The following is a 19,545-nucleotide window of genomic DNA, read 5'->3' as shown; positions in this document are numbered from 1 at the left end:
TAAGACCCCGGCGGCAGTAATACGAACACTGCTGCCGCCCCTGAATACGAACACTGCTGCCGCCCCTGCCCGCTCAACCCCCGTAGCCGGTCATTTCCAGGTATCCCTCACCCCCGTGGCTGCCCGACACCTCCACTGGCCCCTCCCAGTAGCGCAAGCTGCCGGGATTCCAATAATCGCCGGGCCACGACTGCACCTGCAATTTGAGCGCCGCCGAGGGAACCTCAATGTCCCACACAACCGGGACCCGGCCAAACCGGCTTTTTCGAAACCCGGTGGGCACCAGCTGGAACTCGTCCGCGGTAAGGGTGCGAGCACTGCCTTGTGCAGACACGAGCGTGGCGGAATAGAAATCTTCTTCACCGCGCACGCGGAACAGCATCAGGTGGCGACCATCGTCGAGGTGCAGGGCCATCCAGTCCCATCCCTGCTGATCCGCTTTCAGATACTGGCTACTCCACTCGCGGTCGAACCAGCCCTGCCCGGTTACGGCAAACGTTTCCCCGTTAAATTCGACTTCACCACCGGTAATTGCCAGCGGGTAACTGAAGTACATGGAGCCACCACCCCCCGCCGATTTGGCACTAAAGCCCTGCTCGCCATTGAGCACCGGCGGTTGCTGTGGCCGAAGCTGCAGCCGATAGCGAAAGTCTTCTCCTTTCACATCCAGCTCCCAGGCATTTTCTCCGGTGGCGGAGAGCTGCCAGTGATCAATCCACGCGTTGAACGGCACAGGAGTGACCCCCGCCTGGCCGGTGCCGCCACGTCCGGCGCGGTCTTCAAAATGGTGGGTGCCGGGGCCACTTAACGCCGCGTGAGCCAGCCACAGCTCGTCGCGATGCCAGCCGGGCCCTGCAGAGGGAAACGGCCCCGGGCGTACCCCATTGCGAAACAGGGTCCACTGCACACCAAACCGCTGGCCATCGGCGGTTTTCAGGTTGGCGGTGAGATACCACCACTCCAGCCGGTACTGCGGGTGCGGCCCCATATCTTCGGGCAGCTGCACCGCCATCCCGCGGGCCGCCTGTGCAAACCCGGCCGGAGGCTGGTTGAGTGCCGAGAAGCCCGCAACTACGTCGGCTTCTCTCTCCCCCTGACAAGCACACAGGATCGTTAGAGCGACAAAACACAACGCCAATCTCACGGTGAGGCGGTTACTCATTTTTCAACCCCTCCAGCCGCACCGGATTACCCGCCAACACGCCCACCAGCGCCCCGATGCCGAGACACGCGGCCCACACCTGCAGCCAATAAGCGGGGTAAAGATGCAGGGACAAAGCCCAGCCAAATGCCGCCGGGTTCACTTTTGCCACCAGCACCCAGCCGAGAAATACGCCCAGCGGGATCGCCAGTACCGCCAGCAGCCCCGTGACCAGCATGCTGTGCGCAATCAACCGCCGGCGCAGGCTTGGGCGGCTGACACCGTAGACATGCAGCAGGGTATAACTTCCGTGCCGCAGGCGGAAAATAACCAGCCCCATCAACGCCAGTGCCACCCCGGCAAGGGTCAGGGTGAGCAGATTCAGAAGCCGAGTCATGCGGAAGGTGCGATCAAACGCGTCGTTGGCCGCCTGCTTGAGCCATGCCTGATCCCGCACCCGGCTGCCGGCCAACCAGATGTATTTTTCTGGCCAGTCGCGCCAGGCGGTATCGGTGGGTGTCCGGGTGGCCAGTACAAAGGTGGTGTATTGGGACGGTATGGAAGCGGGCAAGGCAGCCAGGGCTAACACGATTTCCCCCTCTGGCCGGCCATAGTCTGCATAAATTCCCACAATCTCGCGGGTCTGCTGCACGGTGCCCAGCTGGAAAGTCACCGTGTCACCGAGCGTGAGCCCTCGGCGTCGGGCCAGCTGTTCATTCACCATGACGCCGTTCTGTTCCATTGCTCGCCAGTGCGCGGGTGCCGCCTGTAAAAATGGCCAGTCCTGTACCAGTGGCGAGGCAGGATCAACTGCCATCACATCCACCGGTAAAGCGCCCAGCACACCGCGCCCGCGCACCATCGGTAATACGCTGGTGACACCGGGCAATGCAGATAATTGCCCCGTGAAGCCTTCCGGCGCCACCGACTCGCCCGGGTCAAGGTAGAGGTCGCCCTGCAGGCGCTGATCGAGCCAGCGGTCAAAAGTCGTTTCAAAGCCCGTCACCATGGATTGCACAGCGATCGCCGTGGCAATCGCAAACGCCAGCGCAATCAGGGGTAATTGCAGTAGATGGCACAGTGCGCGCATTTCCGCGCAAGACCACTCCAGCAGTGGCCGCTGGCGCCCCATCCATGGCTGCCGGCACCGACGTTCCAACCAGCCAAGAATGCGCGCCAGCATATCCGGCAACAAAAGCCCTGCCCCGACCAGACAACCCAGGGTGGCAGCAAAAATGAGCCACAGGGTTTCGGTGAATAACAAGCAGGTCACCGAGCCGGCCAACACCACCAATGCCAGCGGCCACCGCCAGGTCGGGTTGCCGTGCCATTCCCACTGCGCGTCCGTGCGCGCGGTCATCAGCAGATCCGCGCCGGCCCAGGCAACTACCAACGCCAGGATCAGGACCATGCCGAGCCAGGTTGCCGCGCCCGGAGAGCGCTGGGCATAGAATTCGACGCTGAACAGCCCCTGCAGCGTGCCCTGGAAACCCGACGCCATCGCCCCGGCCAATAGCTCGCCCAGCCACAGGCCCAGTGTGCCGCCCACCAGCGCCACCACAACCACCTCAACCAGCAGCGCCCGGTTAAGCTGCCCCTTAGGCACGCCAAGTCGCGCCAGTATTTGCAAGCTGCGCCGACGCTGTTCCAGTGCGAAGCGATACACCGCACGCACCAGCAGTCCCGCTACTAATAGCGCGAGCACGCCCAGCGCGTTCAGGCTAAGTAGAAAGGCATCCACCAGGGGATCTGGCTCCACCCCATATTCCTGAACGTCGCTGCGATACTCCGGTGGCAAACCCACATCCTGCAGCTCGGCCGCGGGTGTCAAAATCGCAAGAGACTTGCGCCCCACGGGCGCCAGTTCGGCCGCAACCGAAATGTCCGTAAGCAATTCCCCGCGCGGCAACCCCGATGCTTCTCGCAACAAATATGGGGCGGAGGTTGTCACTGTGTGCTGTTCCCAGCGCGCCAGATCTGTGGCATTGCCGAGCAAGGTGGGCCGGTCAAATTCCTCGATCAGCCGCCCCACCGCTTGCGAGGCCCCGGCCGCGTTGCCGTCGCGCTCTCGGTACTGGCGCAGGCAACCAGCACTGAATGGATCGATACCCACCACCACCGGTGCATTCTCCGCCGCAACACGCACTTCCAGTCTTGGGGAGACGCAGATGCCGAGCCTGCGCAGGCGCACAAAGTCCTCTACCGTCAGCGGCTCGCCGTCCTCGCGCACCACACTCAACAAGGGTTCCAGCGCCGCCCGGGATTCATTGACGGCATCCGCCGCAGACCCGGTTAGCGCGCGCACGCCGCTCCACAGCATGGCCGCGCAGACGAGAATCAGCAGCAGGCTCACCAGTTGCCCCGGGTGGCGGCGATAGTGGCTCAGGAAGACGCCGGCGAGACCCATGGGCTCAGGACTCCTTCCCGCAGTTCAAGAATTCGGTCGCAGCGCTGGGCCAGTTCCGGGTTGTGGGTGACGATGAGTGCGCCGAGCTGACGCTCACGCATGGCATCGAAAAACAGCGGCACCACACGTTCGGCGGTCGCATAATCCAGGCTACCGGTGGGCTCGTCCGCGAGCATCAGTTCCGGTTGCATGGCAAAGGCACAGGCAAGCGCGGCCCGTTGTCGCTGGCCGCCCGAGAGTTGATCGGGGTAACGGTGTGCCGTGTCGGCAATGCCGAGCTGTTCGAGCAGTGCGGCGCCATCATGCGCCTGCAGGCCCGCAAGCCCGGCGCGGAATGCAATATTGCGGGAAACGGTGAGTGTGGGTATCAGGTTGCCATCCTGAAACAGCGTGGCGATACGGGTGCGCCGCAGCTCGGCCCAGTCGCGTTCGCTTAGCTCGGAATGCGCCCGACCAAATACACGCAATTCGCCACTGTCGGGCTGTAACAGACCATTGAGCAGGTTGAGTAGCGTGCTTTTGCCCGAGCCTGACGGGCCGATGACCGCCACCGCTTCGCCCCGCCGCAGTTCCAGCGACAGTCCGTGTAACACGCTGATCTGCTCGCGGCCGTTTCGGTAGCAGCGGTGGAGGTTCTGTGCCTGTATCAGGGCATCATTCATAGCGTGGCGGACACGGCTGGTGGCTAGGGGTATCAGCAAGTCTATCGCACCGGGCGCCGCGCATAAAAAAGGGACTGAATTTTCAGTCCCTGTTTCGTCGCAGGCATTAATCTCTAGCCCCGAACCCCTAGCCCCGAATCCCTCGCTTAGAGATTAGCGATCTCGATCATCATCGCCGTGTACATTTTCAGGTTCAGGCGCAGCTGATCCACGGTGATGAACTCGTGTTCGGAATGACCGGTGTAGGCCTTGTCCGGCATCGACGGGCCGAAGCTCACGGCATTCGGCAACAGTTTGGCATTGGTCGAACCACCAATAGCTACCGGGCCCGCGCCCTCGATACCGGTGAAGTGGCGAAACACCTCCAGCAACGGCTCCACATGAGGGGCATCATCTGCTCGGTACGGCTCACCCAGGGTCACGTCCACATCGGCCATCTGGATACCGGTCTTTTTCTGCCAGCGGTCGATGGCGGTGTGGATCTGCTTGTCGAGAAGCTCAGCGCTTTTGCCGGTAGGACGGCGCAGGTTCAAGTAGCTGGTCAGCCCCTTGTCGTCGGCCTTCACCATGGTCAGGGCGCCGGTCATCGGCCCCATAAAGTCATCGCGGTAGGCAATATCGCCGAACTGCTCAGCGAGGATGCCGGTGCCGATCAGGTCGTTGATATAACGCACGGTGGCACCGGGGGCATTGGCAGGCCAGTCGTAATCGTCCAGCACATCCGCCAGGAAGGCAATGGCATTGATGCCGTGATCCGGCTCGGAGCTATGGGTGGCCACACCGCGCGCGGTGATTTCCAGTGCACCGTCTTTTTTCAAGAACTCGAACTTCACCTTCGGATGTGTCGCGGCGCGGGCACGGATCGCCTTCTCCAGTTCGGGGGTCGGGTTGGCGATACTGGCATGGGCTTCGTCTGGCACCTGACTGCGGAAGTAGCCGCCGTGGAAATCACGCAGGTAGGGCTTGTTCTTTTCCGCCACGGCGGAGCCCCCAAAGGTGGCGCGGACTTCGCTCCAACCCTTCTCTGCCGTCACCACCGGATAATCAGCGTCGATGGTGATGTTATACGCGGGCATATCGTAATCTTTCAGGAATACCTTGAGCGGCTCCCAGTCCGATTCCTCGGCCATATAAACGATCAGTTCCACGCGCCGCTTCATCGGCACGCCTTTGTCCTTGATCGCTTTCATCGCATAGAGGGCCGTGGCAATCGGCCCCTTGTCGTCCTCGCTGCCGCGGGCGATGAGCTTGCCTGGTTCACTGGTGCGGTCCAGCTCAAACGGGCTCTTTTTCCATTTGGCCGGGTTGGCGGGCTGCACATCACCATGGGTGACGATACCGATCTTCTCCTCGCCCTGCCCCATGGCAACAATGACCACATAGCCGTGGTCCTCGCATTCCAGACCCAGTGCCTCCGCCTTGCCACACAGGGTGCGTTTGAAGCCGGAAAATTCCGGGTTCTTTTCCAGCGGCAGGTCTTCCCGCGCCACAGTTTGGAACTGCACCAGCTCGGCGAGAGTGTCGGTCATCGCCGCTTCGTATTTTTCCACCGCGTAGTCTGCGGTCTTTTGGGCTACCGGCGACACATCCGCGGCTGCAGCCAGCGGCAACAACAGCAGCGGCGCCGCCATTCGTGCAATTTGAGATCGGAAATTCACAAGTCACTCCGTTGGTGAGGGAAAGGCGCAGTATACCGTTCACGCGGTAGACAAATTCAAACGCCCACGATGCGAGCGCGGAACTTGCGTCCCTTAAGCTTGCCACTGGCGAGCTTGTTCAAGGCTTTTTGGGCCACCGGGCGCTCTACGGCAACAAACGTGGAGAAATCGAACAGCTGGATTTTGCCGATCTGCTTGCCGTCGATACCACCCTCGCCGGTCAGCGCGCCAACTACATCGCCGGCGCGAACCTTCTGCTTTTTGCCACCGTCGATCTGCAGGGTCGCCATAACCGGGCGCGTCGGGGCGAAACCGCGGGGCAGTTCCGGCACTTCCTGCAGGGTAATTTTCTGTTGCATCTGCTCTTCCAGACGCTCCAGTTTGTAAATTTCCTTCTTGCTCACCAGCGAGAGGGCTACACCCTTCTGCCCTGCCCGCCCGGTGCGACCGACCCGGTGCACATGCACTTCCGGGTCGCGGGACAGGTGATAGTTCACCACCACCGGCAGCTCTTCGATATCGAGGCCACGGGCGGCAACGTCGGTTGCGACCAGAATCGACGCACTGCCGTTGGCGAAGAGCGTCAGGGTGCGGTCACGATCCTTCTGCTCCATATCACCGTGCAGTGCCAGCGCCGCAAAACCAGCACGTTTTAGTGCCTCCGCCGCTTCGTCGGTTTCTTTTTTGGTATTGCAGAACACCAGTGCTGAAGACGCATCGTAATTGGCGAGCAGCTGATACAGGGCCGCGGGCCGCGCCTCATTGTTTTCTACCCGGTAGTAATGCTGCTGGATGGAACTCTGGGTGTGCCCTGCAGCCACCTCCACCTTGACCGGATCGCGCAGTACACGGGTTGCCAGGGCATCGATGGTTTTGGGGTAAGTGGCGGAGAACAGCAGCGTCTGCCGTTGCTGTGGCAACTCTGCCAGGATCTGGTCGAGCACCGCCTGGAAGCCCATATCCAGCATACGGTCGGCCTCGTCCAGCACCAGGGTATCCACATTGCTGAGGTCGAGATTGCCCTTGCGCAAATGGTCTTCGATGCGCCCCGGGGTACCCACCACAATATGGGCCCCGTGCTTGAGCGAGCCAATTTGTGGGCCGAACGGCATGCCACCGCACAGGGTCAGTATCTTGATGTTGTGAATCGCCCGCGCCAGCTTGCGCAGTTCCCGCGCCACCTGGTCCGCCAGCTCGCGGGTGGGACATAGCACCAGCGACTGCACCCGAAACTGCTCTACCCGCAGTTTATGCAGCAGCCCCAGACCGAAGGCCACGGTCTTGCCCGAGCCGGTCTTGGCCTGGCCGATCACGTCTTTGCCATCCACGATCGCCGGCAGTGCGGCGGCCTGGATTTCCGTCAGGCGCTCGTAACCCAGGTCTTCGAGGTTCTTGAGGAGAGAGGGCTGCAGCGGCAGGGACTGGAATTCGCGGGGATGATTGGTATCAGCGGTGGTCACAACGGAGGCTCGGTTAGAGAAATAGCCGCGTATTGTAGGGAAGCCGGGAGCCGTTTCCTATCGGAAACGGCATAACCCCACATTAAGTGTCAAAAGCTGGTTTGGCCGGCTGTGCTGCAGGCAACCCGCTACAGCGGGCGACACATAATATCGACGGTGTCACCGTAGTATTCGCAAGACCGGATGGTCTGCCATCCCAGGCGCTCGTAATACGCCCGCGTCTCTGGGGTAAACAGATACAGATTGGGAATGGCGTGCGCTGCACAGTGCTCCAGCAGCGCCTCAATCAGTTGCCTGCCCACGCCAATGCTGCGGTATTCCGGCAACACATAAAAGTTGGCCAGCCACGGCCCCCAGGGCTCTTCGATCTCCATATCCCTGGGCAGCACGCTGATCGAACCCACCGGTATTTCACCGACCAGCGCAATGAGCGTCGTCGGCACCGGCTGCGCGCCGACGCAGCTTTCGAGTTCAGCGGCAAAATCCTGCAGCAACTGCTCCGGATACAAATGACTCCACTCGGCAAAATGCCAGGCCGCGAGCACGGCAACCGCATCGGGCCTTTCGGACAAATTCACGACTTCTATCGCTTTCAATGGTTCAACCACGGGTAATACTTCGCTCATGCACTCTACGATTGTTCGTTAACCCTGCTGCGCTTGCAGTGCAATCATTTTTTCAAAGGGCTGCAGAATCGTCTGAAAATCGGTATCAGGCTCCAGCACCTGCATCGCCTTCGCGATACTCTCAATCGTCGACAGGCTATTCTCCAGCGAGGAATGCCGCACCTGGTAGTTGGAGTGCAGCGCACCCTCAAAACTGACCCGGGGCAATTGCTGCAACACCGGGTGCAGATGGAGCATTTTTTTGGACTTCCGCCAGGTCGCGTCGATCACCACCAGCTGTTCCAACGCCTGTGCCTGCGGCGTACCCGGTTCCACCTGAGACACTTCCGGCAACCAGCTCAGGGACGGATATAGCAGCGCCGAGTGAGGCTTCAGCAGTTCCGCCAATGCAGCGTCCGACAGGCTCTCCGCCACGACCAAGTTACTGTGATCCAGGCACAGGTGCGCCATACGGCCGGTATTGAACGGGTGCTTCTGTTCCTGCGGGTGCTGTATGATCAGCACCTGAATTCGATTGGGAATACGCACCAGCGCGCTGCAATAGCAGACCTTGAGGGGGCGCTGGCACGTTGGGCAGATTTCGCGTGGCATAGAGAGTTATGGACCCGGATTTTTCGACTGATTCATTGACTGCCCAGTGGCTCTCCGATGCGGAGATGCCGTTAGCCAACAAATTCTACCGCACCCACAAATTCCGCGGCAAAGCACGGCGACACGACCCGTGTATGGTGATCCGCGATAGCAAGAACCAGATAATCGCCTGTGGCTCCCTGCGCAAACTCACCGACAGTCAGCTGCTGGCCGGCGTTGCGGTGGCAGAGGAATTCCAGGGCCGGGGTGTGGCGCGGCTGTTACTGGGCCGTATGGCAGAAGCCTACGACGACCACACCTTCACTTTTCCCTACCGCCACCTGGTGCCGTTTTACCAGTCCCTTGGATATGCAGAGGTCACGGAAGCGGGGCTACCGTCCGCCATTATCGACCGGTTTCACACCTACCAGAAACAGGGACGCGATATTGTGCTGATGCACTATCAGTCGAAACAATAGCGAGTTTTGCGTCCTGAAAATCTGGTCGGCGGCGCCATTATTCACCGGTAACCGGTGATTGGCCGTAGAGCAGTGGCCACACTACCCTGATGTAATTTCTATAACCTTTCCAGCCTACTTTTCAGACTCGACTTAGACTCGACGGAGGCTCCATGGACGCTTTTCCCCACCACTATAAAGTCACCGCAAGTGCGGCCAGTGAAGGCAATGTGACGCTCAGCGCCGAGGGCGTGCCCGATCTGCCATCGGCCCCACCGGCGCAATTTGATGGGCCCGGCGACCAGTGGTCACCGGAGGATTTGCTGGTCGCGGCAGTGTCGGACTGCTTCATCCTCACCTTCCGCGCCATCGCCAAGCACTCGAAGCTCGACTGGACGTCACTGGAGTGCACAACCACCGGCACCCTGGACAAAGACGGCCGCACCACCTGTTTCACTGCGTTTACCATTGAGGCCACCCTTGTGGTGCCCGAGGGCACCGACACCGACAAGGCACAGCGCCTGCTCGAAAAGTCGGAACAGGGTTGCCTGGTGACCAATTCACTGAAAGCGGAGGTTTCCTTGAGCGCGGAAGTCACAACCAGCTGAAGCCAATGGCAGCTTTAGACACCGGGTTATGCCTCTCCCTCTGCCCCGCTTGAGGCGCCAGCCCCTTAGCCACCAATAATTTGATCTAGACTTGGACTGGCCGCAGTTCGGGCCGATCTCACCGTCGGAGGGGCCCCTTATGACGACCAGCACAGCGAGCCGGGCACGATGGGCCTTTATGGCCATGGTGCTTGCAGCCGTCATCGCGGGTGCGATCTGGTACTACCAGACCGCCGGCCGCTTCACGACCTATCAGATCCTCACCGAAGATTCCGTATCCGGCCTGATTGCCGGTGCGCCGGTGGAGTTCCATGGGGTGGACGTGGGCAGGGTCACCGAGGTGGAACTCATCGGGCCCAGCTCCGTGCGTATTCTGCTGGATGTCGAAAACGACGCACCCGTGTCGAAGGCAACCGTCGCCACCATCACCGCCCGCGGACTCGCGACCCGCGGATTCACCGGCTATGTGTACGTACTGCTGGAGAACTCGGGTACCGAACAAGGCCCACTCTCCGCCGCCCCAGGCGCGCCCTATCCGCGCATACCCAACGCCCCTTCCCGCTCGGTCAACCTGGATACGGCCATCAGCCAGGTCAACGAGAACGTGCAATCGCTGACCGAACTGCTGCGTACCATGCTGGATAAAGACACCATCGCTGCCTTCCAGCAGGCGGTCGCCAATCTGCAGCAAGTCACCCAGATGCTGGCAGAGAACCAGCAGCAGCTCAGCACAATCATCGCCAATACCGAGCATGCCAGTGGCCGACTCGGGCCGCTGCTGGATTCGAGCAGCGATACCGTTAACGCGTTAAGGCAGGTCAGCCAGATGCTCGCGGGGAATCAGCAGCGGCTCGATACAATCATCACCAATACCGAACAGGCGAGCGGCCAGCTCGGCCCGTTACTGGACGCGAGCAGCCAGTCCGTCAATGCACTCCAGCTGCAGGTGCTGCCCGAGGCCTACCGCACCATGGCCACCCTGAATCAGCTGACCAATTCCATGACGCGATTGACAGACAAGATCAATCACAACCCATCCGTCCTTCTGCGCGGCAGCACGCCCCCGCCCCTTGGCCCGGGCGAAACCGAATGAGTGAACGGGGCTATGGGCGTGCGCTATCTCATCCCGGAAAAACCATACGCCTTGTGGTGGCGACTGCCTTAATATTTTTTTCCGGCTGCTCACTGTTCTCCCCGGTGCAAAGTGACATACGGGTATCTGTCGTCGACAAAGTTCCCCGTGAAGTGCCCCAGAGACAACGGCATCCGGCAACGCTGCTGCTACTGCCTCCCAGCATCAACCCCATTTACGACACCATCCGCATGGCCTATCGCACAGAGCCACATCAGGTCGGTTTTTACCGCCATCACCAATGGGGGGCAACGCCGGCACAGATGCTCCTCCCGTTACTGGCGCGGACACTTGAAAACACACACTACTTTGATGCAGTAGCAACCCCACCCTACTTCGGTCCGCACAGCTACGCGCTGCAAACAACGATCTTAGACTTCGTACAGGACTACACTTCCACACCAGCGACCTTCCAGCTTTCCCTGCGGGTGCAGCTTATCGAGGGCACTTCAAACCGGATTGTTGCAAGCAGAACCATTTCACTACGCGAACCCATACTGCAGGAGTCACCTGCTGCAGGCGTAGTAGCAGCCAATCAAGCCGCCGCAAGCGCTTTACAACAGGCAACGCAGTTTGTACTGGAAAGAATGCCGTAGGCCGGATATCAAAGACGGGAGCCCGGGAGGATTTTCTTCAGGGTGTTATCTCGGGAAATGAAGTGGTGCCGCAGTGCGGCACCGGCATGTAGCAGAATAAAACCGATCAGGGCATATCCCAGCCATTTGTGCACCTCGACCAGTAATGGGAAGCGATACTCGTTATGCGGGATCAGATCCGGTAGCCTCAAGCCAAAGAAATACACCGGAATACTCGCGGCGGAAGACATCAACCAGCCGCTGATCGGTAAGGCAAACATCAAGGCGTAAAAGCACAGGTGCACAAAGCGCGCGGCAACCTTCTGCCAATCGGGGAGTTCTTTTACCAGTGCCGGTAACGCGTTACCTACACGCCACGCCAGCCGCAACAGCGCCAGTCCCAACGCCAGTATGCCGTATTCCTTGTGATACACGATCAGCGTCAGCTTTATCTTGTCGAACCCGACATCCGGCAGACCGCTCATGTACACACCAAGCACGGTGAGCCCGATAAGCAATACCGCCATTAGCCAGTGGAGCAAAATGGCGACGGCGCCATAGTCCCGCTCCGTGTTCGTGAGCCTAGTCATTCGTCGCGACAGCCAGTCAGACACTATTCAATCATAATAGGCTCCCCGGCAAGCTCACATGCGCGGCAGCCAGCAGGTAGCCCTACTCTTCCCAGGCCGGCGCCATGCGCTCGGCCTCTTCTTCGCGAACATCCTCGATCACGGCCATCAGGTCCGCGACGTCGACGCTGCTCGCGTCCTGTTCGAACAACCCGGTCAGGGTAATTTCCGGGTGCAGTTCACCCGCTTCATACAGCGCCCAGATTTCCCGGCCGTAATCGGTCGTTAATAATTCCGGGGCGAAGCGGCCGAAATAGGCGCGCATGTTGTCGACATCGCGCTGCAGCATCATCGCGGCGTTGTTGTTGCCGGCCGCATCCACCGCCTGAGGCAAATCGATGATCACCGGGCCGTCAGGGTCCAGTAGTACGTTGAACTCGGACAGGTCGCCGTGAACCAGGCCTGCACACAACATCCGCACCACATCGCCCATTACCTGGTCGTGATACTCGCTGGCCTGCTCCGCGGTCAGTGTGACGTCATCCAGCCGCGGGGCCGCGTAGCCATCCTCATCCGCCACCAATTCCATCAGCAGTACACCGTCGACGAAACCGAAGGGCTCGGGGACGCGCACGCCGGCTGCCGCCAGCCGATACAGCGCATCGACCTCGGCACTTAGCCACGCCTGCTCCTGCTCCTTCTGGCCGTAGCGGGTCTTCTTCGACATCGCCCGCGCGCGGCGGCTGTTGCGCATCTTGCGACCTTCCTGGTACTGCACCGCCTGCTTGAAGCTGCGCTTGCTGGCTTCTTTGAAGACCTTGGCACAACGCAAGCTGTCGCCGCAGCGCACCACATACACTTGTGCTTCCTTACCGCTCATCAACTGGGCCATGACCTCGTCGATCATGCCGTCATCGACCAGCGGTTGTAATCTCTTGGGTACTTTCATAGGCCTTCTTTTGATTATCGGCGGAGGCGACTTGCTACTGCACAACCGCCGATTTGTTGTGCCTGCTAGCCATGCGCCAGCGCGTAGTCGACGGCCGCACACACGGCAACCGCCTGCGCGGTATTGCACTGCTCGGGCGTGGCGCGGGGGCTATCGGGATAGACTTCGGTAGTGGTCTTGTAGGTGGCATTCGTGACGCTGGCGCAGAGGCCCAGCTTCTTGAGCGGATACTCGATAACACCGCGCGCAACCACCGGCGAACCGATGATTTCGTTGTTGTCGTCGGCCGGGGCGATATGGGTGACCTGCTCTACTGCCGCGATGACGGCCTGCTGGAACTCCGGCTGCGGCTGCTCACTGTCATCCACCAGATAGAAGCCGTCGGGAATGCCACCCGGCGTGAACGGCTTGCCATCGCGGGCGGCCAGTGCGGGACGAAATTCGGTTTCGTCGGTATCAGTGGTCTCGTGCAGGTCGATATGCATCACTACGCGATCAACCAACGGCGCCACCAGTCGCATCAACGCCGCCGACTCTTGCGCGGGACTGTTATCGTAGAACGAACGATTGGGGTCGATCGCATTCGCATTCCAGCGGTGGATGCGCTCATAGCCCCAGGGGCTAATACAGGGGGCCACCAGCAGGTTAGCGCGGCCGGCGTAGCCCGCCGCATGCTGATCCACGAACTCCAGCGCACCGTGTACACCACTGGTTTCGTAGCCGTGTACCCCACCCGTCACCAGCATCACCGGCAGGTCGTCATTCCAGTTGCGGCTGCGGATCGCCAGCAGTGGAAAGCGTTCGTCGCCGTATTCCAGGCGGCCGTACTCCTCCACGTCGAAGCGATCACGCAAGCGCTCGATCTTGCTGACCACCTCAGACTCGTAACTGCGGTGACGGGTCTGTCGCGACAGCCATTCGGCCCGCTCCGCATCGCCCCAGGGTGTACCGGGGGTGCCGATCGGATAGAAGTCGAGGGACGTGGTCATAGCGCGTGTTCTCCAGTGATGAGGATGCTGGCGCGCATTCTAGCACCCGGACCGAAACATAGTGGATAGGACGGGTCGCCAGCGCATAGACTAGGAAGTCAGAAGGCTATAGTTGATCTTGACCTTAGACTGAACGCCAAGGTTACAGTCAGCCTGGATCAGACAGAGCGCCACAATGGCATGAACACCGGCGAATTGGCAAAACGTACCAGGCATGGGCAATGAGCACACTATTGGTTACGACAGTTGTCGCTCTGACGGCCCTCCCTGCAGGAGGTTTAGGGCAAAGCCCGCTGGCAGATACCCGCTGGCGGCTTATCGAGATCCAGTCGATGAGTGTGGAGCGCGGCTCATAGCGCCCTGATGACACGTCGAAATACCCCCTTGCGCTGTATCGCGACGGCGACGCCACAAGGAAGGCGACATCAACTTTATTCGCATAGGCAACATTCGCATAGGCAACGCGCGTTACGAGATCCCGGATGCCGCTATTCTGAGTGGCTGATTTTTAGCGGCGCCCGGTAAACGATATGGAATTCCTGGCCTCATTATTTGTTGGTAAACCTCAAAATATCCTGGCGGTAGCCGCGGTATTTTTCCTCATCTATGTGACGTTGCGGGTGAGCTGGCCGGGCGCAGGTGGGGGGCACCGCTCGCTCCTGATTGCCTCCTTCGCCTGGGGTCTTTACGCCATCTGGGAATTACTTGTGCTGGCCATAACCCCGGAAGCCAATATTCGAGCCGATCTTCTCGTACTATGGCCCGTACTTGGAGTTATTTCAGCCTGGGCGGTTTACAAAATTCTCGATAAATGAGCGTCCGGGGTCCTTTCTATACATCTCTGCACATTTCTTGAGAAAATGCTGGATGAAACAATTTCTTCACTCCAGAATTCATCTCTGAAATGGCTAACTAATGAACTCCATACGCACTTCAACATAACGAGTGCCTACGTATAAAATCACACAGACGTTTCGTACAAAATGCTCTCTGAAACGAGTAGTGCCGTATGGTAAGAAACTTTATCTATCGTCTATTGATCATCACGTGGATAAATCTATCTATTGGATGCACACAGAGTGATGAATCGAGCGAGATCGTAATAACCGAGGTCACCGGTTCAAAAACAGACAAAAACAAAAAAGCGTTATGCTCAGATTTCAGCATTTCGCAGGGTGCGGCAGAGGATTTCTTCAGGAAGTCAGGACCAATTTCACTTAAGTAATTACACGATGAGCACCACTACCTGCCCTGCTATTCATTTGGAACAGCCAGCGTAGGAAATAAAAGTTGCTCATGGGAAATAAGAGCGGGAAACACCGCAGAGCTGAAATGCGGTGACACAGTACAGCACTTCGCCTGTGACGATTGCCTGACACCGCAATAATCAATGCGGCCAATGTCTCGGAAATTATTTTTTATCCCAATGTTTAATCAGACACCCCGAACAGTCCCAACTGGCCATCCACCAAGCTGTCAAAATCCAGATCGATAAACGGCAATATGGCATCGGCCACAGGCTTAAGTTGCTTATCGATATAGTGCTGGTAATCGATCGGTGACTGACGGTAATCCATGGGCTCGGGACCGTTGAGGGTGATGACGTAACGAATCCAACCCTTGTTCTGGTAGCGGGGTGCCAACCCCTGCTGCTGGCGGATTTCATCGGCCATTCGCGCGGCGCGTACTTGGGGCGGGACGTTTTTTATGTATTGTTCCAGCTTGCGCCTGAGCCGCTTGCGGTACACCAGCTGCTCGTCCATCTCCCCTGACCGGGTTTTCTCCACCGTCTCGCGGATATAGTCGGACGGGTCTTCACCCTTAAACACCATTTCGTAGAGCTGGGTCTGGAACTGCTTGGCGAGCGGCGTCCAGTCGCTGCGCACGGTTTCCAGTCCCTTGAAGACCAGCTTTTCCTCATCCCCGTTCACCACCAGGCCCGCATAGCGTTTCTTGGAGCCAGCCTCCGAGCCGCGAATGGTGGGCATCAAAAAGCGCTGGTAGTGGGTTTCAAATTCGATCTCCAGTTCGCACTCCAATGCCAGCTCGTCTTTGAGCTTGTTCTGCCAGCGCGTGTTGATCTCGCTCGCCAGGCCCCTGCCGATCGCATCTGCTTCGTCCGGGCTGGGTTGGCCGCTCAGCCAGACAAACGTCGAATCGGTATCGCCGTAGATGACCTGGTGACTCCCTTCATCCATCTCCTCAATCCAGCGGGCCGTCTGCTGCATGATCTCGTGACCGCGCAGGGTGATGGAGCTGGCCAGGCGCGTGTCGTAAAAGCGGCAGCCGCCACTTCCGAGTACCCCGTAGAAGGAGTTCATGATGATCTTGATGGCCTGAGAGCGGGCGGCATCCTGCTCCCGCTTGGCGATGTCACGCTCGGCCCAGAGACTGGTAATGATGTCTGGCAGGAAATGCTTGTCACGAGAAAAGCGCGCGCCGCGAAAACCGGGGATGGTGTTGTTCTCCGTCCCACCCTCTTCCGATTCCCCTTGCGCCTCCTCAGCCAATCCTTCAATCAAACCCATAGGATCGATCTTGAAGGTGCGGATAATGCTGGGATACAGGCTCTTGAAGTCCAGCACCAGCACGTTGTCGTACAGGCCCGGCCGGGAGTCCATCACATAGCCGCCGGGGCTGGCGAGGCCGCCGTCGGCCGGCAGGTTGGGCGCCACATAGCGGCTACGGTGCAGCTTGGGCAGGTAGAGGTTGGTAAAGGCCGCCACCGAGCCGCCGCTGCGGTCGAGCTCAAGGCCCGTGAGCTGGGCCCGCAGGCGCAGGTAATCCAGCAAGCGGGTGTGCTGGTATATGTCCCACACCAGGCGGCAGTCTTCCAGGTTGTAGGCAGCCAGCTTGGGTTTGTTGTGGCAGAAGTCGTGCTCAATCGCCGCCAGGCGGTTGTCCACGTCTTCGGTGTCCTTACCCCTGCCCAGCAGGGTCTGGGCCACGAACTCCAGACTGAAGCTTTCAAAGCTGTAGGTGGCGTTCTTCAGACCGTCGATGCCGTCCAGTACTACCCGGCCCGGCAGCGTCACGAAGCCTGGGTTGCCTTCCCGGCCATCCCGCCAGCGGGCATCGGTGCCACCGCGCCCGAGCTTCAGGCGCAGGCCATGACGCCCTGCCCGCTTCAGCAGCAGCCGAAAATCAAAGTCCACCACAGCCCAGCCGATGATGATGTCCGGATCCAGGCTTTGGATTCTGGCCTCAAGGGCCTTGAGTAGCGCCCGTTCGTCCTCCACCCAGTGGATGCTGGTGTCAGCGGCCTCCGGTTTGCCGACCATCAACACCTCTTCCACCCCATGCCCGTAGAGACCGACCGAATACAGCTCCCCGTGGCCGGAGCACTCCACGTCCAAAGACACCACCTTGAAATCCGGCTGCACCTCGGCGCCCTTGAGGCGCACGTTGCGATATTCCGTATAGCCGTCTTTGGCCCGGGCCACGCCTTCAAAGTAGAGGCCACCGCGGGCAAACCGCTCCATCAGGTAACGATCGTGAAGACGAAAATCCGCCTCGAATACCTCGATGCCTCGATCTTTCAACACAGTTTGAGCCCGGCGGTGGGCGTCGATGGCTGGGAAATACAGCATGGCCGCTTCCTCGCGGCCAAAGGTCTGGAAGCCCAGCTGCTGCCATTCGTAAGGCACGCCGGCCAGAGCCTCAGTCACTTGCGCGCGGTCCGCGACCTTTACCATAAACACCGGGCGCTCACCCTCAATAACCAGCTTGACCGGCCCCTCGGGCGTGGCCAGCCAGTAGTGAATGCAGGTGCTGCCGCGCTGATCAAAGCTGTGGCGGGTGAGAAGGAATCCTTGGGGCAAGAGACTGTTCTGAGTTGTGGCTTAGATTGGAGATGCCGGCCATTCTACTGGATAAATACACAGAGGTCAGCAATCGCGAGATATGGGCGAAAGGAATCTAGCGGCTAGAGCTAAGTCGAGAGAAAGGAAGAAAGCACAACCGGCTCAACTAGTGCCATATACTGCTCTGACCTAATTTTCTCTACTATTTTTTTGGAATAATTTTTGAACGATACCATTCACCATCAATTCAGCCTCTTTGACCTCCTCATCGCTCATGAATTTAGCTACGTAGTCGTGACCTTCGCCCGAAACCTTATACCATGCGTATGCCTTCACATAATCGCTAGGCACACCTCTACCATAGAAATAGTTGGCAGCGACTTGGCCCTGTGCAGCCAGCAAACCTGACCACGCAGCCTGAAGAAATAAATCAGACGACTTCTCCAAATCTTTTTCCAATCCTCTTCCTAGTCGGTATGACAAAGCCAAATTAAATGCAGCATTCATGTTGCCCTGATCATATGACTTTTGTAGCCACTTAATAGAATCCGCATAATCTTTTTCGACTTTACCCCAGCTAAACTTTCGCATAGCACCTAAAAAATTTTGAGCCTCGGCGTTTCCGGATATTGCAGAGGCCAAGACCCACCTATGAGCCTCCAAATAGTCTCGCTCCACCCCACTACCGTCAAAAAACATTTTCCCATATTTAAATTGCGCACCAGCTTCTCCTCTCGCGGCCAAGAGCCTCACGCCTTCTAAGGAGTGACTATTGGCTGCAAAGTGCTGACACAATGGTTCAATTTTTTTAACCTTCACATAGGACATCTCTACAAACTGATTATTTTCCCATTCCTGCCCACCACGCATTTCATTACCAGCGAGGGAGACGATGCTCTCCTCAACGATTGTCATTTTCTCAGATTGACCTAAAGCATCAACTACAATCCTTGGTGCATTATCTATATAAAACTTTTTCCCAAACTCCTCCTTACTCTTCAACTCCTGACGAATCTCCGAAAGCGACTTTGCACCACCCTGGTTCGATTCATAGCCCAAAACTGTTGTTATGATTTTCTGTTTATGTACTTCCCAGCGCCCCTCTGAATCAAGTTCGGGTTTTCTTTCAAAACCACCTTTGCCATCACAAATGAACACTTTCAGCTTGTAGCTACCGTCATCACGATATTCAGTGATATTCGCAGCACCAGCTACCGGCCACGCAACCGGAAACATCGCCCATTTTCCAACCAAATTTTCTTCGAGAATACTTTTATCTTTAGAAATACAGCTAGCGCTGAAAACAAGAGCCCATAAAAGCAAAAAATGTCTACTCATAAAAACTCCACCTGCAAACCGTAAAAAATCAAAAACCATCGGGCCCTCGCATTTAATTCTGGCCTAAAGGACCTTAGGCAGGGCTCGTTCGTCATCCACCCTGAGGAGGAAGCTGTTCGCTCTGGGCGGTTGCCCCTCGGTTAACCCAACTATTATGACCATAGAGCCCAATGGAATACAGCTCACCCTGGCCGGAGTACTCCACATCCAGGGAAACTACCTTGAAATCCGGCTGCACCTCGGCGCCCTTGAGGTGCACGTTGCGATATTCCGTATAGCCGTCTTTGGCCCCGGCCACGCCTTCAAAGTAGAGGCCACCGCGGGCAAACCGCTCCATCAGGTAACGATCGTGAAGACGAAAATCCGCCTCAAACACCTCGATGCCACGAGTTTGCAACAGGGTCTGGGCCCGGCGGTGGGCGTCGATGGTGGGGAAGTACAACATGGCCGCTTCCTCGAAGCCAAAGGTCTGGAATCCCAGCTGCAGCATTTCGCAAGGCACGCCGGCCAGCCAGTAGTAGACGCAGGTGGTGCTGCGCTGATCAAAGCTGTGGCCGCCGAGAAGAAATACTTGGTGCAAGAGGCCGTGCTGCGTTAGGG

18 protein-coding genes are annotated in these 19,545 nt (G+C 58.6%); 5 read left to right on the top strand and 13 right to left on the bottom strand.

Going from position 1 to position 19,545, the window contains the following annotated elements; translation table 11 throughout:
- Window positions 1–73: 73 nt before the first annotated feature.
- The 7 genes from AU182_RS09605 to AU182_RS09575 form a co-directional block, all read right to left on the bottom strand.
- Complete coding sequence (locus AU182_RS09605) at window positions 74–1,162, bottom strand: lipocalin-like domain-containing protein (protein WP_066964233.1); 1,089 nt, start codon at window positions 1,160–1,162, stop codon at window positions 74–76.
- Window positions 1,155–3,548 (bottom strand): ABC transporter permease, encoded by a 2,394-nt coding sequence (locus AU182_RS09600; protein ID WP_066964230.1) that lies wholly within the window; start codon window positions 3,546–3,548, stop codon window positions 1,155–1,157. Before AU182_RS09600 ends, AU182_RS09605 begins: the two co-directional genes overlap by 8 nt.
- Window positions 3,524–4,249 (bottom strand): ABC transporter ATP-binding protein, encoded by a 726-nt coding sequence (locus AU182_RS09595; RefSeq protein ID WP_227718204.1) that lies wholly within the window; start codon window positions 4,247–4,249, stop codon window positions 3,524–3,526. The genes AU182_RS09600 and AU182_RS09595 overlap by 25 nt, the downstream gene beginning before the upstream one ends.
- A 107-nt stretch (window positions 4,250–4,356) precedes the next feature.
- Window positions 4,357–5,868, bottom strand: coding sequence for a dipeptidase (locus AU182_RS09590; RefSeq protein WP_227718203.1), 1,512 nt, complete (start codon window positions 5,866–5,868; stop codon window positions 4,357–4,359).
- Between the two features lie 56 nt (window positions 5,869–5,924).
- Window positions 5,925–7,328, bottom strand: a complete 1,404-nt coding sequence (gene dbpA, locus AU182_RS09585; RefSeq protein ID WP_066964224.1) for an ATP-dependent RNA helicase DbpA — start codon at window positions 7,326–7,328, stop codon at window positions 5,925–5,927.
- A 128-nt stretch (window positions 7,329–7,456) separates the two neighbouring features.
- Window positions 7,457–7,906: a GNAT family N-acetyltransferase gene (locus tag AU182_RS09580; protein ID WP_193754321.1), complete on the bottom strand. Its 450-nt coding sequence runs from the start codon at window positions 7,904–7,906 to the stop codon at window positions 7,457–7,459.
- Between the two features lie 66 nt (window positions 7,907–7,972).
- Window positions 7,973–8,545 (bottom strand): tRNA-uridine aminocarboxypropyltransferase, encoded by a 573-nt coding sequence (locus AU182_RS09575; RefSeq protein WP_066964222.1) that lies wholly within the window; start codon window positions 8,543–8,545, stop codon window positions 7,973–7,975.
- 8 nt (window positions 8,546–8,553) lie between these two features.
- Here AU182_RS09575 and AU182_RS09570 point away from each other — a divergent pair, with 8 nt between their 5' ends.
- From AU182_RS09570 to AU182_RS09555, 4 genes are all read left to right on the top strand, one after another.
- Window positions 8,554–9,003, top strand: coding sequence for a GNAT family N-acetyltransferase (locus AU182_RS09570; protein ID WP_066964219.1), 450 nt, complete (start codon window positions 8,554–8,556; stop codon window positions 9,001–9,003).
- Between the two features lie 152 nt (window positions 9,004–9,155).
- On the top strand, window positions 9,156–9,590 hold the full coding sequence (locus AU182_RS09565; RefSeq protein WP_066964216.1) for an OsmC family protein: 435 nt from the start codon (window positions 9,156–9,158) through the stop codon (window positions 9,588–9,590).
- Window positions 9,591–9,729: 139 nt separating this feature from the next.
- Window positions 9,730–10,683 (top strand): MlaD family protein, encoded by a 954-nt coding sequence (locus AU182_RS09560; RefSeq protein ID WP_066964213.1) that lies wholly within the window; start codon window positions 9,730–9,732, stop codon window positions 10,681–10,683.
- The gene (locus AU182_RS09555; protein WP_066964211.1) at window positions 10,680–11,318 is read left to right on the top strand and encodes an ABC-type transport auxiliary lipoprotein family protein; all 639 of its coding nucleotides are present in this window, start codon (window positions 10,680–10,682) and stop codon (window positions 11,316–11,318) included. The genes AU182_RS09560 and AU182_RS09555 overlap by 4 nt, the downstream gene beginning before the upstream one ends.
- A gap of 8 nt (window positions 11,319–11,326) precedes the next feature.
- Here AU182_RS09555 and AU182_RS09550 read toward each other — a convergent pair whose 3' ends face one another.
- The 3 genes from AU182_RS09550 to AU182_RS09540 form a co-directional block, all read right to left on the bottom strand.
- Window positions 11,327–11,887, bottom strand: a complete 561-nt coding sequence (locus AU182_RS09550) for a cytochrome b (protein ID WP_066964208.1) — start codon at window positions 11,885–11,887, stop codon at window positions 11,327–11,329.
- An 82-nt stretch (window positions 11,888–11,969) separates the two neighbouring features.
- Complete coding sequence (locus tag AU182_RS09545; protein WP_066964204.1) at window positions 11,970–12,815, bottom strand: PA4780 family RIO1-like protein kinase; 846 nt, start codon at window positions 12,813–12,815, stop codon at window positions 11,970–11,972.
- Between the two features lie 65 nt (window positions 12,816–12,880).
- Complete coding sequence (locus AU182_RS09540) at window positions 12,881–13,804, bottom strand: M14 family metallocarboxypeptidase (RefSeq protein WP_066964201.1); 924 nt, start codon at window positions 13,802–13,804, stop codon at window positions 12,881–12,883.
- 530 nt (window positions 13,805–14,334) lie between these two features.
- On the opposite strand from AU182_RS09540, the gene AU182_RS09535 reads away from it, so the two are divergent.
- Window positions 14,335–14,619, top strand: coding sequence for a hypothetical protein (locus AU182_RS09535; RefSeq protein WP_066964198.1), 285 nt, complete (start codon window positions 14,335–14,337; stop codon window positions 14,617–14,619).
- A gap of 615 nt (window positions 14,620–15,234) precedes the next feature.
- Here the strand turns inward: AU182_RS09535 and AU182_RS09530 are convergent.
- The 3 genes from AU182_RS09530 to AU182_RS09520 all read right to left on the bottom strand — a co-directional run bounded on the left by AU182_RS09530 (window position 15,235) and on the right by AU182_RS09520 (window position 19,525).
- Entirely contained in the window at window positions 15,235–17,625 is a 2,391-nt protein-coding gene (locus AU182_RS09530) for a DNA polymerase II (protein ID WP_066964194.1), read from the bottom strand.
- 171 nt (window positions 17,626–17,796) lie between these two features.
- Window positions 17,797–18,945: a tetratricopeptide repeat protein gene (locus AU182_RS09525; protein ID WP_066964191.1), complete on the bottom strand. Its 1,149-nt coding sequence runs from the start codon at window positions 18,943–18,945 to the stop codon at window positions 17,797–17,799.
- A 91-nt stretch (window positions 18,946–19,036) separates the two neighbouring features.
- Entirely contained in the window at window positions 19,037–19,525 is a 489-nt protein-coding gene (locus AU182_RS09520; RefSeq protein ID WP_066964188.1) for a hypothetical protein, read from the bottom strand.
- Window positions 19,526–19,545: the final 20 nt, after the last annotated feature.

This window comes from Microbulbifer sp. Q7 (assembly GCF_001639145.1).
Taxonomy (GTDB): domain Bacteria; phylum Pseudomonadota; class Gammaproteobacteria; order Pseudomonadales; family Cellvibrionaceae; genus Microbulbifer.
This window is presented reverse-complemented; position numbering and strand designations above follow the sequence as displayed.